Source organism: Lysinibacillus sp. GW821-FHT14F06, assembly GCF_058803665.1.
The window spans coordinates 77,498-95,038 of sequence record NZ_JBXAPF010000014.1 but is presented as its reverse complement, the minus strand read 5'-3'; the positions used below and the strand labels follow the sequence as shown (position 1 = coordinate 95,038).

Annotated in this window: 12 protein-coding genes and 2 pseudogenes; 4 read left to right on the top strand and 10 right to left on the bottom strand. The window is 37.2% G+C overall.

The features are described 5' to 3' along the window. Positions 1-10 precede the first annotated feature (10 nt). On the bottom strand, positions 11-949 hold the full coding sequence (locus AC1RNS_RS14120; RefSeq protein WP_492993524.1) for a beta-ketoacyl-ACP synthase III: 939 nt from the start codon (positions 947-949) through the stop codon (positions 11-13). A gap of 516 nt (positions 950-1,465) precedes the next feature. Between AC1RNS_RS14120 and AC1RNS_RS14115 the strand changes: the two genes are divergently transcribed. Further along, positions 1,466-1,660, top strand: coding sequence for a YjzD family protein (locus AC1RNS_RS14115; RefSeq protein WP_427538605.1), 195 nt, complete (start codon positions 1,466-1,468; stop codon positions 1,658-1,660). Positions 1,661-1,711: 51 nt separating this feature from the next. On the opposite strand, the gene AC1RNS_RS14110 is transcribed toward AC1RNS_RS14115, so the two are convergent. Further along, a complete protein-coding gene (locus tag AC1RNS_RS14110; protein ID WP_492993523.1) occupies positions 1,712-3,835 on the bottom strand; it encodes an ATP-dependent Clp protease ATP-binding subunit in 2,124 nt (707 codons plus the stop codon). Between the two features lie 253 nt (positions 3,836-4,088). On the opposite strand from AC1RNS_RS14110, the gene AC1RNS_RS14105 reads away from it, so the two are divergent. Further along, a complete protein-coding gene (locus AC1RNS_RS14105) occupies positions 4,089-4,775 on the top strand; it encodes a Crp/Fnr family transcriptional regulator (protein WP_492993558.1) in 687 nt (228 codons plus the stop codon). 52 nt (positions 4,776-4,827) lie between these two features. Here the strand turns inward: AC1RNS_RS14105 and AC1RNS_RS14100 are convergent, their stop codons facing one another. Then, the gene (locus tag AC1RNS_RS14100) at positions 4,828-5,136 is read right to left on the bottom strand and encodes a metal-sulfur cluster assembly factor (RefSeq protein ID WP_427538611.1); all 309 of its coding nucleotides are present in this window, start codon (positions 5,134-5,136) and stop codon (positions 4,828-4,830) included. A 52-nt stretch (positions 5,137-5,188) separates the two neighbouring features. Continuing rightward, on the bottom strand, positions 5,189-5,953 hold the full coding sequence (locus tag AC1RNS_RS14095) for a prolyl oligopeptidase family serine peptidase (protein ID WP_492993522.1): 765 nt from the start codon (positions 5,951-5,953) through the stop codon (positions 5,189-5,191). A gap of 121 nt (positions 5,954-6,074) precedes the next feature. Between AC1RNS_RS14095 and AC1RNS_RS14090 the strand changes: the two genes are divergently transcribed. Continuing rightward, the gene (locus tag AC1RNS_RS14090) at positions 6,075-6,884 is read left to right on the top strand and encodes a Cof-type HAD-IIB family hydrolase (protein WP_492993520.1); all 810 of its coding nucleotides are present in this window, start codon (positions 6,075-6,077) and stop codon (positions 6,882-6,884) included. Positions 6,885-7,022: 138 nt separating this feature from the next. After that, on the top strand, positions 7,023-7,880 hold the full coding sequence (locus AC1RNS_RS14085) for a DegV family protein (protein ID WP_492993519.1): 858 nt from the start codon (positions 7,023-7,025) through the stop codon (positions 7,878-7,880). Positions 7,881-7,933: 53 nt separating this feature from the next. On the opposite strand, the gene AC1RNS_RS14080 is transcribed toward AC1RNS_RS14085, so the two are convergent. The 6 genes and pseudogenes from AC1RNS_RS14080 to ltrA form a co-directional block, all read right to left on the bottom strand. Further along, entirely contained in the window at positions 7,934-9,403 is a 1,470-nt protein-coding gene (locus tag AC1RNS_RS14080) for an alpha-amylase family glycosyl hydrolase (protein ID WP_492993557.1), read from the bottom strand. Between the two features lie 458 nt (positions 9,404-9,861). Continuing rightward, entirely contained in the window at positions 9,862-10,227 is a 366-nt protein-coding gene (locus AC1RNS_RS14075) for a YisL family protein (RefSeq protein ID WP_427538623.1), read from the bottom strand. Between the two features lie 136 nt (positions 10,228-10,363). Further along, complete coding sequence (locus tag AC1RNS_RS14070; RefSeq protein ID WP_492993517.1) at positions 10,364-11,266, bottom strand: fumarylacetoacetate hydrolase family protein; 903 nt, start codon at positions 11,264-11,266, stop codon at positions 10,364-10,366. Between the two features lie 125 nt (positions 11,267-11,391). After that, positions 11,392-12,558: a DUF418 domain-containing protein gene (locus tag AC1RNS_RS14065; protein ID WP_492993515.1), complete on the bottom strand. Its 1,167-nt coding sequence runs from the start codon at positions 12,556-12,558 to the stop codon at positions 11,392-11,394. A gap of 73 nt (positions 12,559-12,631) precedes the next feature. Continuing rightward, positions 12,632-15,091: pseudogene (gene addA / locus AC1RNS_RS14060) on the bottom strand (helicase-exonuclease AddAB subunit AddA); the annotation flags it as partial. 100 nt (positions 15,092-15,191) lie between these two features. After that, positions 15,192-16,991: pseudogene (ltrA, locus tag AC1RNS_RS14055) on the bottom strand (group II intron reverse transcriptase/maturase). Positions 16,992-17,541: the final 550 nt, after the last annotated feature.

Here is a 17,541-nt window from a genome sequence, read left to right as displayed (position 1 = left end):
TTTTTCGTTATTATTTTCCCCATCGCATAGCAACTGCGCCCCATGTTAAGCCGCCGCCAAATCCAACAAGTACTAATAAATCATCATCTTTAATCTTACCTGCTTCAAGCTCTTCTACCAAGGAAATGCCAATCGATGCTGCTGAAGTATTACCATATTTATGAATGGTTTTTGACATTTTTTCAGGTGGTAGCTCCAATCGTTCTCGAGCAGATTCCATAATTCGAATATTTGCCTGATGCGGCACTAAGAAGTCCACATCTTCTTTTGTTAAGCCTGCTTTATCTAGTACATTGACAGCAGATTCACCCATCTGGCGCACAGCGAATTTAAACACTTCTCGACCATTCATAGCAATTGTATCTTGCTGTGTTAAATACAGATTCTTTCCACCTGTACCATCTGCACCAAGCTCAAACGATAAGATACCTCTGCCATCCGATACTGGTCCAACTATTGCTGCACTCGCTCCGTCACCGAATAACACGGCCGTATTACGATCATTCCAGTCAATTACCTTTGACAGCTTCTCAACACCTACTACTAAGACATATTTATAAGCATTTGCTTCTACAAAGTGCTTTGCTGTCACTAAACTATATATAAATCCTGCACAAGCTGCAGCCTGGTCCATCGCTGCTGCATTCACTGCACCAATTTGCTCCTGAACCATACATGCTACACTTGGAAATGTTTGATCTTGTGTTACTGTGGCTACTAGGATTAAACCGATCTCTTCAGGCGCAATACCTGCATTCGCAATAGCCTCTTTTGCTGCAGCAACTGCTAAATCTGAAGTTTCCTGATTGTCCGCGGCAAAATGACGCTCTTCGATCCCTGTTCGAGTTCGAATCCATTCATCTGAAGTATCCATAATTTTTTCTAAATCAAAATTTGTCATAACCTTCTCTGGAACGTATTTGCCTATTCCTATAATACCAGCGTTCATTTAGCAACCCCTCAGCTTTCTTACTATCAATTATTAGTAACTGGTCATAATTATAACTCATAATGAAGGAGAGGTGCAAGATGAATTAAAATTAATGTCCATTGCCCCTATGTGTTTAAAGGTTCTGGAAGGTAGTTTGAATGGATTGATGTGGTTAGCATTTAATTGGACGGCTTGTCCTTTCTATGGAGCGCAGTGAGCCCTTTTCTGAGCGTTTAATCCTTATTTTTGATTGTGTTTCTCTCTTTATTGAGTGGTTCATCTATATTTTTGAGCTAAGTGACCTCTGTATTGAGCACTTTCCCACATTAAAGAGGATAAGAAGGCTTTTAATAAGCAACTCTTTTATTATTTGAACACAATGAATAACTATTACTAAAAATTTCCAAATAATTGTTGTGACAATTTCGCCATGTTTCACAGAAAAGATTCTTTTTTTTTCGATTTATGTTATGATATGATAATGAATATGTAGTAAAACTTTATGATATAAAAAGTTCGGTTGAGGTGAAATTAATGCAATATATCGTAACATTCATATGGTCATTCCTACTAGTATCAATGTTAAACTACGTAGTAAGTTCTGTACTTGGTGCACCATTTGATTTTAAAACAGGTGCAATCCTTTCAGTTGTATTCTCTATCTTAGTTTTCATTATTGGTGCAATTTTGCCAAACGATCCAGTACCAGAAGCAGCAGACCATCATTAATTTAACAAGAAAAAACCTGTTTCACGTAAAATGAAACAGGTTTTTTCTTGTTTATTTTTCAACGACACATTGGCCATCATGCATTCGAATATGCAATGTTTCTCCTGGTAGTACCTCACCACGCAGTAATTCCTTCGCTACAGCAGTTTCGATATAACGTTGAACGAAACGTTTTAATGGTCTTGCACCAAATTGTGCATCTGCGCCCTGTTGGACAACCCAGTCAATTACTTCTTGATCCACCTGTAAAGTAATTTCCTGCTCTGCCACTCGTTTGACTAGCTGTTCCACATATTTCCAAGCAATGGCAGTGAAATGTTCATCTGAAAGCACGTGGAACATAATGATATCATCCATACGATTTAACAGCTCTGGTTTAAAGTGCTGATGCAATGCTGTCATCACTAAATCTTCAACGGTATCTCCCTCTCTCGCCTCCATTAAATAGCTAGAGCCAATATTAGATGTTAAAATCACTACAGTGTTTGTAAAGTTGACCATACGACCTTGGCTATCTGTAATGCGACCATCATCTAAAATTTGCAATAAAATATTTGCTACATCTGGGTGTGCTTTTTCAATTTCATCTAGTAGGACAACAGAATATGGGTTACGGCGAACAGCCTCTGTTAATTGTCCTCCTTCCTCATAACCAACATAACCTGGAGGTGCACCTACAAGTCGAGATACACTATGTTTCTCCATATATTCACTCATATCAATACGAATAAAATGTTCTTCCGAATCAAACAACTGTGCCGCTAATGCTTTGGCAAGCTCGGTTTTACCAACACCTGTTGGCCCAAGGAATAAAAAGCTACCAATTGGACGATTTGGGTCCTTGATACCTGCTCTAGCACGCCATACCGCTTCTGTAACAAGCTGAACAGCATTATCTTGTCCAACGACACGCTCATGCAATGTGTCTTTTAAGCGCAATAACTTTTCACGCTCACCCTCCACTAATTTCGTTACGGGTATACCTGTCCACCGAGAAACAATAGATGCAATTTCATCAGATGTTACTTCTTCACGTAAGATACGTGATTCCGTACCACTCTCTAATTGTTTTTCCATTTCTTGAATTTCTTTTTCCAAAGTAGGTATTTTCCCATGACGTAATTCAGCAGCTTTGTTTAAATCATATTTGCTTTCCGCCTCATCTAAATCACGGCGATATTTATCTAGTGTTTCACGTTTCTTTTGAATACCATGTAAAGCTTTTTTTTCTGCTTCCCATTGTTTACGCATACCCTCTGAGGATTCCTTAAGCTTTTTTAACTCCCCTCGCAACTGCTCTAAGCGCTTTTTACTTGCCTCATCTTTTTCTTTTCGCAGTGCTTGCTCCTCAATCTCAAGCTGCATGATACGACGTGTCACTGCATCCAATTCCTGAGGCATAGAATCTATTTCAGTTCGAATCATGGCACATGCTTCATCAATTAAATCAATGGCTTTATCAGGAAGGAAACGCTCTGTAATATAACGATTTGAGAGCTCCGCCGCCGCTACAATGGCACGGTCATGGATACGTACCGCATGGTGTAGCTCAAAGCGCTCCTTAAGACCACGTAAAATAGAAACTGTATCTTCTATCGAAGGCTCACGTACAAGTACTTGTTGGAAGCGTCGCTCTAAAGCTGGATCTTTTTCAATATACATTCGATATTCGTCTAATGTTGTAGCACCGATACAATGAAGCTCACCTCGTGCAAGCATTGGTTTCAGCATATTTCCAGCATCCATTGCCCCATCCGTTTTCCCAGCACCTACAATGGTATGAATTTCATCAATAAATAAAATAATCCGTCCTTCTGATTCCTTTACTTCCTTCAGAACGCCCTTCAAACGCTCTTCAAATTGGCCTCGATAACTTGCCCCAGCTATAAGAGCACTCATATCAAGCTCATATAAGACGCATTCTTTTAACCCCTCAGGTACATCTCCTTTTACAATTCGTTGAGCTAATCCCTCAACAATAGCTGTCTTACCAACGCCAGGTTCTCCAATCAATACAGGGTTATTTTTGGTTTTACGCGTTAAAATACGAATAACATTGCGAATTTCCTCATCACGGCCAATAACAGGATCCATTTTACCGTTTTTCACTTCTTCAATTAAATTTCGTCCAAACTGTTCTAATGGCTTTTTGTTATCTGTTTGTTGAAACTGCATATTTAGCACTCCTTTTCAAATTTCTATACCCTTCTTTTTACTCTAAAAATGTTTGACCTTTTTTGACTAACTTTATTTTACATGACCCGACAAAACATGGCAAAGAAAAAGCACTAAAAATTTACACTTAAAAATGGGAATTTACGTTATAATAATAGTATGTTTCTTAGTTTTAGTATCGAAATTCACCATTCTTTTGTGATAATAGCCAATTATTACAAAAAGAAAGCGATGTGTTGAAGATATGGTATTAATGGATAATATGCATGAGAAAATTCATGAGCTTTTTCAAAAGCACGGAGTATTTATCAAAGTGAATAAAGGGAATAAAATTTTTTTAGAGGGTGAACGTGCGAAGGAAATCTACTATATTAAAACAGGAGTTGTGTCAATTAGCCAAGAAACGGAAAGCGGTAAGGAATTAACCATTCGGATATGTGGTCCTGACAGTATTATTGGAGAGGGTTCATTATTTTGTAATCTATCCTATAATTCTATGACGGCAAAGGTTTTAGAGCCTTCTACACTATATGTTTTAAGCCGCAAATCGTTAGAGCTCCTATTAGTAGAACAACCTACCCTTATGGTGGAATATATGAAGTGGCTACAGGCAGAAAATTTAAAGCATCAAAGTCGTTTACGCGATTTAGTGTTAAATGGTAAAAAAGGCGCTTTATTTTCAACCCTAATTCGACTTTCGAATACCTATGGCAAACCTTTAGAAGATGACACTATTTTTATCGATTGCCCTTTAACCAATACAGAAATTGCAAATTTGTGTGGCACGAGCCGAGAAATGATTAATCGTATGCTCAATGATTTAAAAAAGCATCATATTTTATCTTTTGATAAAGGCTATATAACCATACACGATTTACAATTTTTAAAGGATGAAATTGCCTGTGAGAATTGTCCATTGCAAATATGCCGTATCGATTAATTCGTTACATGTTAAATCCCCGCTTACCGTTATAAGCGGGGATTTATTAATACTATCTGACACCTAAAGCCATTTTGGCATAGCGTGACATTTTATCTTTTGACCAAGGTGGATTCCATACAATGTTAACATTTGTTGACTTTACTTCTGGAAGTTCACCTAGGGCTGTATTAACTTGGTCCACAATGACCGGTCCAAGCGGACACCCCATAGAAGTTAATGTCATTGTAACAGTTGCAGCACCCTCATCATCTAATTCTACATCATATACTAAACCTAAGTTGACAATATCAATACCAAGCTCAGGGTCAATTACATTCTCTAATGCACCTAACATGCTATCTTTCATATCTTGATCCATTTTATTTCTCCTTTCATCATAGTGTTAACTTTATCATAGCAGATGCATCTTATTATGCCAAATGCTGTGCAAGCCATTCAGTTGCTGCTAACATACCTTCTCGAGACACAGCATGTCCTGCTTTTTTATCTGCAATAAATTTTAGGTCTTCAGGGTTCGTTTCATAGTATTTGCGTAAAGATAAATAAAAATCATACGTTTCTTTAAAAGGGACTGTTTTATCCATTTCCCCATGCCAAAATAGCACTGGACGACACGCAAATTTTTCTGGTGTTAGTGTGACATCATAAGTGGCAAGAAGCTCATTAGCCTGCTGTATTTCTTTCTCTGACATTTGCCATTGCACTCCACTTTTAGCAAACTGCTGTAACTGGTATTCACCTAATTTTACAAAGCCTGGTGCTCCCATACATACTGCTGCAGTTTGTATCCACCCATATCGCTTTAAGCAGCCAGAAGTGACAATACCCCCCATCGATGTACCAGCAATACCAATTTTATCATGGACTAATAAATGTTTATTCTTTAATCCATTATATAATTGTTCAATCTCATGAATAGAATTTAAAACAATATCCCAAAAATGGTTGTTCATTTGCATCTCATTAAGACCCTCACTACGATCACCATGAAATTTAGCATCCGGTAAGAGGACACGCACCCCTTTATTTACTAACTGATATGCATAATGTAAGTTATGTTCTTTCGCACTCATAAAGCCATGTAAGAAAATTACGACGGGGGTTTCTTCATTCATTTGATCATTATGTATATGCAATAACGGAATATTCCCCCACACTTCTTTTTCTACAATCATTTTTGTCACTCCCAACTTTTGTCTCTTCTTTATGTTAGCAAACTTTTTTCACTGTGACAAAATTTTGACGAATGGATAACAAAGCGATACTATTCAAACTATAGGAAAGGGGCAACGAGCTATGAAACCTCATTTAATCGTTTTAGATTTAGACGGTACTTTATTAACTGATCAACAGCAAATTTCAGCAAAAACGAAAAAAACATTATTGCAGGCAAAGGAACAGGGTCACCAGGTTATGATTGCTACAGGTCGACCATATCGAGCAAGTGATATCTACTATCATGAGCTTGGCCTGACAACACCTATCGTAAATTTTAATGGTGCTTACGTCCATCATCCCAAAAATGCTGCATGGCAGACTGTGCATACGCCAATCGATTTAGGAGTTGTACATGATGTCGTTGATTCGATCAATACCTATGAATACGAAAATATTATTGCTGAAGTGAAGGATGATATTTACGTGCATACAGAGGATGAACGGATATTAAATATATTTAATATGGGGAATCCAAAAATTACGCTTGGCGATCTCTATATCCATTTATCGGAAAATCCAACAAGCCTTCTGATTCAAGCAAATGAAGTAAACTCGATGATTATACGTGATCATTTGCAGGCTGTACATGCAGAGGTTATTGAGCATCGTCGCTGGGGTGCGCCACTTCATATTATTGAGATTGTTCGACGAGGCTTAAATAAAGCAGTAGGAATTGCACACGTCGCAAAGGACTTAGGGATACCACGCGATCGGATTATCGCATTCGGTGATGAAGATAATGACTTAGAAATGATTGAATATGCTGGAATAGGTGTAGCAATGGGTAATGGGATTGCATCTTTAAAAAATATCGCCAATGAAATCACAACATCCAATAATGATGACGGTATTGCTAAAATACTCATTGAACGCTTAAAATTATCATAGTTAGTAAGTTTTAAAATTTTATTCAGAGAGTTTTTCACACAAACATGTACTGTATAGACCTCAATGTTAGTCTATTTATAAAAATACTAGTGTAACTTATATCAAAGAAGTGAAAAATGAATGTAGGGGGACAAAATGATGAAGATATTTACTGACAGCGGATGTGATCTGCCAAAGTCTTACTATGAAGAGAATGATATCGTTCTTCTGCCATTACGAGTGCATTTGAACAACAATGAATATGATGATGTCATGTCAATTGATTCAAAAGAGATTTACAATGCTATTCGTCAAGGTGCTCGCCCAAAAACATCTCAAGTATCACCAGAGCTTTTTCTGAAGCACTTTGAAAATCTAGCAAAAAATGAGGAGGAAGGTATTTATATCGCCTTTTCATCAGAACTATCTGGAACCTATAGTACTGCTGTCATGATTCGCAATCAAGTACTAGAGCAATATCCATCACTTAAATTGGCAATCATTGATTCTAAATGTGCTTCATTGGGTCATGGGCTCGTGGTCGAAGAAGCGGTTCGTCTTCGAAACTTAGGAGCTTCATTTGAGGACATCGAAGCTAGAATTACTGCCCTAGCCCCTCAAATAGAGCATCTTTTTACAGTTGAGGATTTAGACTATCTAGCCAAAGGTGGGCGTGTATCAAAGGCAAGTGCATTTTTAGGGGGACTCCTTAGTATTAAGCCTATTTTAAATGTAGAAGATGGTAAGCTTGTACCCATTGAAAAATCGCGTGGACGTAAAAAAGCAATTGCTCGCATGTTAGAATTAATGCAAGAGCGGGGTGAAAAATTCTCTGAGAAAGTTGTTGGTATTAGCCATAGTGATGATGCTGCCTTTGCAAGCGACGTAAAAGACGCCATTCAAGAAAGATTTTCACCTAAAGAAATACAAGTAACAATGATTGGTTCAGCTATTGGCTCCCACGTAGGGCCAGGTACAATCGCTATCTTCTTTACGAATAAAAGCTATCGTGCTTAAGACAAAAACCCCTCTACACTGAAAAATATGTAGAGGGGCTTACATTTTTATAATTATGCGTCCTGTTCCTGACGTCGTACTTTACCTCGTTTAATGATTACGAAGACAAACCCTATAAATATTACCCATACTAATCCAAGTGCTATCATATAAGGTATATTGAATCCTTCATCATTTTTAACCTGATAAATTTCCACCATTTCACGATCTAAAATAACTGGATAAACATCCTTTTCATTAATACGGACTTTTTCCTCATGTAAAATACCATTTAGCATTTTACCTTCGCCTAGCTGGGCTGGTGTTAAATCCACACGCTGTGTTTTCCCCGTATTGTTGACCATGATGACCCACTTCTCTTCATCAGATGTACGTGTGAACACTAGTAAACCATTTTCATTCGTGATGATTTCAAAATCACCTTTACGTAAAGTAGCAGATTTATTGCGTAATGATTGGACATTTTTAATATAATCAATGAGTTCTTCATCTGTTTTAAAGTTGAAGATTTGATGTGTATCTGGCTTCGCTTCACCGTTCATTGCAATTTCTGTACCATACTGCACAACTGGAATTCCTGGTAGCATAAATAGAGCACCCATCGCCATTTTTAATCGAGTCGGTGGGAACATATTTTCATTTGCAGAATCGAATGTAAAACGATGTGTTTCTAACGCATCCACCATAATTTGTGTTGGTTTCTCACCAGTAAAAGGCTCCATCAGCTTGGAGGAATCCATATCAACATTTTTAAAAATATTACGGTAGATATCGGCTGTTTCTGGTGAAAAGCTTGCATCAAAATTGGCATCGCTTGCTTCATTTGAAATAACATAGAGAGACTTTTTCGCATCTTTTAATGCTTTAATTACATCATTGATAAATGCTGTGTCAGCGTCTGCAATATTTGTTAGACGAATTCCGCCAATATCATATGTAGAGACAAAGTCTGTTGCTGATTTAATAAGTGCATCTTGCACCTCTTTGTTGGTTAAGTCCCACTGTACTTGCCCATTATTTGTAGAAACAATCCAATTTTGTTTTGCAGAATCTTTTGCCCATTCATGATTTGGACTTACATTGTTGAGTGGAAAATCAACCATAATAGCCATATTTTTAGCTTTATAGGCTTCTATAATACTTTGAAATTCTTCAGATGTCCCAAAATGACGCTCGATAGTCGAGTAGCTTGTTGGCATTGAGCCATCATATTTCTCTGTAGAAAAAATAGGACCAATAGAAACAATCGTATAGCCCATTTCGCCAATGAAATTCAGCTTATTTTGTAGACCTGCAAAATCACCGCCTGCAAACTTTGAAGGGTCTTGCGTATTTGTATCAAAATCGTTAGTGCCCGAACTATTAAAGAAACGGTCAACGAGTAAATCATAGATGCTTTCTTCTGCAATCGTTCTTGTCGACACTTCATCAGCATGTGCAGTTGGTGTTGCACTTATGAATGAAGTTGCTAGTAAAAGCGTTGCAGCTGTTGCACTTATCCACTTTTTGAATCTCACTTTCATTCCCTCTCTTTCAAACCAATCCATCGTCATTTTACCAAATAAAACAGTCAAGTCGCTATCATTTCAAAATATTTTCCGAAAATGCAAAATGAATTACGGCAAAAAGGTGTCAACTTTTCCTTTTGATGCCCATTATTGGGGAAGCTGAGCAGTTTTCCTCTCTACCCGAGCGTTTCTTCGATATACCTGAGCTGTTTCCCTCTCTACCCGAGCGTTTCATCAACATACCAGAGCTGTTTTCCACTCTACCCGAGCATTTCTTCAACATACCAGAGCTGTTTTCCTCTCTACCCGAGCATTTCTTCGATATATCTGAGCTGTTCATTCATTACGAGTAATTTTTCGGCAACCTGAGTTGGCTACCGCTCTATCCAAGTAATTTCTCAGCTACAATGCTCTATAACCATTCTACAAAAAATAAAAGCCGGGAAGCGAAAACTTCACGACTTTTACAAGGATTATGCTAAGAAATCTTGACCCATTGGCAGCTTAAAGCCTAGGAACAATGTGATGAATAGGAATATAGCAAATAAAATCCAGAACATAACTGTTGATTTATTTTTCTTTTGGCGAACTAATACCATTTCCATCATACCAATTACTAAAATACCACCAAGGAATTTAAAGCCATAAAGCATACCCATGCCAAAACTTCTTCCCTCATTAAATAGTATGAGTCCAGTAATGATAATTAAAATGTAGAATAAACGTAATGTCATATGTAAGCCCTTTGACTTATTGCCCATAAATGAAGCAATTAAAAAAATGACAATAGCAACCACCCAAGTTGTAATATGCAAATCTGTTCTTATTAAAAAACTCATTTTCTTTCACCTCATATTCTTTTTTCTATCAAATTCTATCCTATCATGTGATGGAAAGGGTTTCAAACATTACAATAGTGTTCACATAATATACTTAAAAATCCGCGGAGCAAAAACTCACGCGGATTCGAAAAATTTATTCAAAATGATTTACTAATGTTCCAATGCCTTGAATTGATACTTTTACAGTATCTCCTGTTTTTAAAAATTGCGGTGGATTCATGCCTTTACCAACACCAGCTGGCGTACCTGTTAAAATAACATCGCCTGGCTCTAATGTTACATGTTGAGATAAAATGGATACTAGTGCTTCTACAGAGAACATCATATCCTTTGTCGAGCCATTTTGACGTACTTCATCATTCACTTTTGTGACAACTGTTAAATCTTGTGGATTTGGAATTTCATCTTTTGTCACAAGGTATGGTCCAAGTGGACAAGTTCCATCTAAGCTTTTTCCTAAGAAAAATTGCTTATGTTTTTCTTGTAAATCACGAGCTGTAATATCGTTAGCAATTGTGTAGCCAAATACATAATCATACGCTAAGTTTTTCGGTATATTTTTACCACGTTTACCAATAACAATTGCAAGCTCACCTTCATAATCTAGTTTTGAAGAAAGATCTGCATGAATTGAAATTGTTTGACCATCTGCCGCAATTGCCGTTGGAGATTTTGTAAATATCATTAGATCTGTTGGTGCTGCCTCTGCACCCATTTCTTTTGCATGTTCATCATAGTTTTTACCAACACACATAATATTTTTTGGTGTACGTGGAATTGGCGACAACCATTCTATCACTGTAAATTCACGTTTAAAGCTTTCTGCACGATCTGATTTTTCAGCCGCTTCTACTAATTTACGAATCTGTTCAACGAAATCAAAGCCTAACGCAATGCCATCCACGATTGAACTTGAAAAAGAAGGGAGAACTTGAAGTTCATTTTGAATAGCGAGCACATCCCATACCGCTTCTTCTTTTTTTACTTTCGGTCCAAAACTAACATGTCCACCTAATTTAAACGATAAAATTTTCATGATTTAAAGAGCTCCTTCTTTTTTCTACATAATACAACAATATGATAGAAATTGCCTTACTTTTGAGATAACAATTTTTATTGTTGTTAATTCTTCATACTTTATGCTATTGAAGCAGAAAATACTTAACTTTCATTCAATTTTATTTTATATGTTAATTTACGCCAAATCGCTTCTAAAGGACCTTGTTTCCATTTCGTTAGCCAAATTTCTGCTAGTATCATTTCCACAATAATTATCCCTAATGCAATTAACACACCCGTAGCAACACTTACCTTCCCATACCAGCCAAATCCAAATTGATAAAATAATATCGTTCCAATAACCGATTGAAGTATGTACATTGTTAACGACATTCGCCCAATTTTTGCAAAAGGGCTCAGTAGCTTTGGAACAACAGGAAGTAAGCAAAGTAATACAATAAGTCCTATATAACCGATAGATAAAATCGGGCCACCTATGTATACCTTTAAGTAATCAAAAAGATACGTACGTGTAAACATAGCAGGTAAACTCTTCACAAAAATACCAATTGCCAACCCACTTATCGCTAACGTCAACCATAGCCATTTAAGTTCCCTTGCCCTTTCCACTAAACGCCATTTGGACGCTGCCGCACCTAATAACATATATGGTAAAATTGTAAATAAGGAGACAAACCACATCCCAATTCCTGCTTGAATCGATAAATCAGTTAAACGCTGCATAAAGGCATCTACCCAATTCCCCGTACCATAAGCCGTTATTGCCTGCTCAACTGATGTGATATCTAAATACTCATCCACTTTTGTATCAAAATGAATGAACCCAACAACGAATAACATAAAAGCTTGGAAAACACCAAAAATGATCGCACTAATTGTCACTAACCAAACTGACTGAAAACGCAGTAATAGTAATAAAAACACGCCACAAAAAGCGTACATCATTAAAATATCACCCCACCAGATTAACAAAGCATGAAACAGTCCAAATAAAAATAAGACCGAAAGTCGTCGCAGTCCTATCGTATAAAAGTTTTGCTGACGACTCTGTGCTTTTTGCCATTGCATAGCCAGACCATAGCCAAATAGCATTGCAAATAGGGGATAAAAGCTGCTTTGTACATATATATCTAGATTTTGCTGCCAAACAATATCTGATGGTGTTGTAAACCATGATGCCAGGTCAATATAGGGCATCGGTAAATAAAAAGCAAACATATTAACTAGTAAGATTCCTAACAAGCTAATACCACGTAAAATATCTAATGTTGCAATACGTTCCTGCAACATTGTCGGTTTGAAATCCACAACATAACCTCCTCTTTCTTTTTACACTGTAGTGAGACAGAGCCGCTAGCTCTGTTCACTACAATGGACTTGTTTATGCATGTATGGATCGTTCAATATCAAATAAGTATAATACCTTATCACTGATTCGGATCTGAAGAATGGATTCAATCGCTTCACTATAAACTTTAAGCTGAACACCATATCGTCCTAATAATTCCTTTGATAACGCAGGCTCCTTTGCAAAATGTGATTGAATACGGTCTGTCTTATAATCTAGTAACACCCAATTACCATTCTCATCCTCAAATAAGCAATCAATTATACCTTGTACAATTTGGGCATCCCCATCTTCATCTACTCTACTAATGGTAAACGGCATTTCTCTTCTGAGTTGTCGTGCTTTTTTAAAGCGCTGTCCAATCTCAGTTGTAAAGAAATTAAATATTTTTTCTGCCGAAACCACTTGACCCTCAGGCTCCGTCAGCAGCTGTCTTGTTACTAAATCAGCAACAAACTCCTGTACCTCTTGGATATTCAGAAAACCATTTTGAGGTATGTGCTGCATAACCGTATGAATGGCTGTTCCTATTTCTGCACCTGTGAGCTGTTGGTGCTGTAAAAAGGACGGTCTTGGTGCAACAGATGTCGATTGCTGCTTAGAAGGTAAAGTAAAATAATATTCAGGCTCATCTTGCCGTTGTAAATTTTCCAAACGTTTTATTTCACTGACAGATGTTTTCGAACGCTTCCGTGTGGATTTTTGAAAAGGATACTGTGCTTGAAAGCGTGTCGTAATTGTTGTCAGCATGGCTTCATCTTCTGGCGTTTCAAATAATTGTTGCCCCTCATTTTCTATCGCATGTATATCGTACATATAATGACTAGTTTTAATCGGACGTATCCACCAATGAGAGACATCATCCAATGGTTGATACGATGTTGTAGTAATGGATGCAAAATTAGCATGTCTTGCAACAGCAGGGCCTACCCAATCAAAGTAGCTATTTGCCCTTGCGCGTAAATACTCCTGCAATGGGGCATCCAAGGATAGACTTTGTGCATCCTGCCAATTGTCACATGTTTTACGCCAATTTTTAACTGAGCCTATTAAGATTAACCGCTCCTTTGCACGTGTCATCGCTACGTATAATACGCGCATTTCCTCCGCACGCATTTCAAGCTCCTTTTTCTCCTTCAACGCTAAAAATGGTAAGGATGTATACATAATACGATTGTCTGGATCAATTGCTTTTACAGCAAGACCAAAATCTTGATCGAATAAATAAGGAAGATGGAAATCCATTTTATTAAATGGTCTGCCCATCCCAGCAACGAACACTACTGGATACTCTAATCCCTTTGAAGAGTGAATCGTAACGAGACGCACAACATCATCTTTTTCTCCAATCGATTTGGCTGTTCCTAAGTCATCGCCACGTGTACGCATTCGATCAATAAAGCGTAAAAAACGAAATAACCCTCTAAAAGCAGTTTTCTCATACATTAAAGCACGATCATGTAAAATTCGTAGATTAGCCTGACGTTGTTTGCCATTCGGCATAGCACCAACCATCTCATAATAATGCGTATCTAAGTAAATCTTCCAAATTAAATCAGATAGTGAGCCACGTCGTGCTAAATCTCGCCAGTTTTCAAATGCCAGCATAAAACGTTGAAGCTTCTCAAATGTGACAGATTGTACACCATGCCCTTCACTACGAATAAATTGCCTTAATGCATCATAAAATGGAGCCTTTGTATCCGCTAATCGAATTTTCGCCAACTCATTTTCGGTTAAGCCAACAAAAGGAGCACGGAGTACAGAGGCTAATGGAATATCCTGATAGGGATTATCGACGACCTTCAGTACATTCAGCATAATCATAACCTCTAACGCATCAAAATAACCTTTAGAGGACTCTGCATAGAGTGGAATTCCAGCAAGCTTAAATTCCTCCACCAAATCAGTTGACCAAGTCATAGAGCGCATTAAAATCACAATATCACTATATTTTAACGGACGTTCAGTCTTTGTTTTGGTATCGAAAACAGTCGTTCCATCCTCCTTCATCTGACGAATACGATCAATAATAAATCGAGCCTCATACTGTGAATTTTTTAATTCTTCTAGCTCTGAGGCTTCTTCCGTTGTACTATTCTCTGACTCTTCTTCCAGCTCCTCTTCCAAAGGGGGATGCATAATAACAAGCTCTACAGGCATCTCTCTATCATCATAAGGTGCCGCTGGTTTTAATGAAGCCTTTTCATCATACAAAATTTCCCCAACACGCTCACCCATAATCTGTGCAAAAATATAGTTTGTAGCGTTTAATACCTCTTTCCGACTTCGGAAGTTTGCATTTAAATCAATGCGCATACCAGTCGTATCAGGCGTCTCCATAAATTCCCCATATTTGCGCATAAAGAGCTTAGGCTCTGCTAAACGGAAGCGATAGATACTTTGCTTAACGTCTCCTACCATAAAGAGATTTCCATCTAGTTCTTCACCTGTTTTCACAAGCTGTAAAATTGTTTCTTGGAGCATATTTGATATGGATAGGTAAGCCTTTGAAATCATCTCCAGCTTTTCCCCCCATTCACACCGTACGTGAGGGTTTCCCCTCATACGGCGTTCCATCAATTATGAATCTTTAAACTAATGCTTTATTTCCAGCTTTACCACGAAGTTTATTTACTTTGTCCAAACTTTGTTTTGTTAACTCTAACATTTGAAAGTATTTATTAATGATGTCTTCTGTTGTGGCATGAATCAGTTTATGGGCTTCTTTCGTTATAAAAACTAAGTTGTCATACTTATCGTTACCACTTCTTGCCTTTGGAACGATGTGATGTAATTCCATATTTTTCAGAATGAGTGCTTCTCCTGTGATAAAGCAAACCCCTTTTTGAGCAATGTATTTAGAAATACGATTGTCGTTGTATTCAATACTACGATTGATTACAGGATTTTTCATGAGATACTTCACAACTTCTTCTGATACTGATTTTTGCTTTTTATGAATCAGACTTCTACCTTCAACTGTATAATTATTGATTTCTTGCGTAAAGTTTGTTGGACTTTTGTGTTTGATTCCATCGATAGGGAATATCGCTACTTTCGCAACGAATATCTTTTTCTTGCCAAGATAATCTTTGAAATGTTTCTTGTAGTACGTACTTGGCTCACCTTTATCCGATGAAACTTTCTTCAAGCTGTTATATAAGGTTCGTTTGACTGAAAATGCAATTTCACTAAAATCTTTCGTTACCATCGTTGCTTGCTGATAGAAGTTATGAAGTCCTAGAATTGTTGCATTGAGCTTAGACACTTCTGAAGCATTAGATTTCTTTTTAATTCGTTTGATGTTTTCTTTGATTTTGCTAATTGCGTTTTTCTTCGCCTTATTTGTCATGAATGATTTTACGGTATGCTTCTTTTTATTTCTAGCCACTTTCATTTTAAAGCCTAGAAATTCCGAGAAGTTTTTCCTTAAATTAATGACCTTTGATTTTTCTTTACTAATGTCGAGATGTAATCTTTCTTTTAACCATTTTTTCACACCTTGGAAAATCTTGAAGGCACTTTTATGGTCTCTACAAAAGATTTTAAAATCATCTGCATATCGCACAATGAACATTTCTTTCAAGCTTGTGGCTCTTTTTAAGGTACTATATTTCACTGACCTATCAAGTCTAACCTTGCCACCAATAATTCTTTTACGCTCATAGTTTTTCTGTGTTTCAAACGTTTCCCACTGATTGCTTATCCACCAATCTAATTCGTTTAGCACAATATTAGATAGTAGCGGTGATAAAATACCACCTTGAGGAGTCCCTTTATTAGGTGTTCCTACTCCTACAATTTCTGCTTTCAGTAGTTTACTTATGATTGAGAGAACCTTTTTATCCTGGATACCCATTGATTACATTTGTTTAAGAAGTTTGCCATGATTGACGTTATCGAAGAAACCTTTGATGTCAATATCAACCACATAGTGCAGTTTGTTGATGTTTGCTAATGTTACTGCTCTAGAATATGCATGTAAAGTTCCTCTGTTCGGTCGAAAACCGTAACTGTGATTATGGAATTTCGCTTCGCATATTGGTTCTAGAATTTGTTTGATACATTGTTGAATGATTCGGTCTTCGATTGTCGGGATACCGAGTGGTCGAATTCCTCCATTAGCTTTTGGTATTTCTTTTCTTCTTATTTTGTGTGGTATGAAGTTTTCAAGTCTTTTTCTGACATAATCAATTAAGGCGATCGGGTCTTTTTCTCCGATAGTAACGATTGTAGATTCATTAATACCTTTGGTGAAAGAACCCTTGTTTTTCTTGATGTTTCGATATGCCAGTAAAATATTTTCTCTTCTAATAATCAATTCATACAGATTTTTAAAGCGTTTGTTCATTTGACTTGCTTTGTAAAGGTCATCTAAGGTTTGTTGCATATCGTAATATTCATTGTTTCGTAAGGACTGTCGTTTTAAAACTTTCTTGTTTGCTGTTTCAGTCAAAACTCTCACCACTTTATTACTTCTTTTGGCGATTGCATTTCTTTTAGTCATACGAGAACCTGATAGTATAAAGTAATGTTTTAGTTATTCATAAATTGACTAATGGCTATCCCTCCACCGCTTATTATCACAGCTTCACTGGTACTGTGCCATCACTTTCACTGTGCTTAAAATGAGGTTATACTATAGACGCTTTCCCTCATACCGCTTCAACGAGTGCAATCTCTCCACGTAGCCAGCTTACCACGTTCCAAGAAATCATATCTGTACATATAATACTTTTAGGTCATTCCTCTAACCCTGTTAGCTGGATAGTGCCTGTAACACTATAAGGTGTTTCATAAAGACAAATTTTACTCCACCTCACTAACCCAACAATAAGTTGGTGTACCCTTTCGAATACCTATACCTCTAGAGCCGTACATTCGGAATTTCGTCAGTAGGAAGTTTTGTTCCCTACATTCTAACCATGAGTATTTTTATA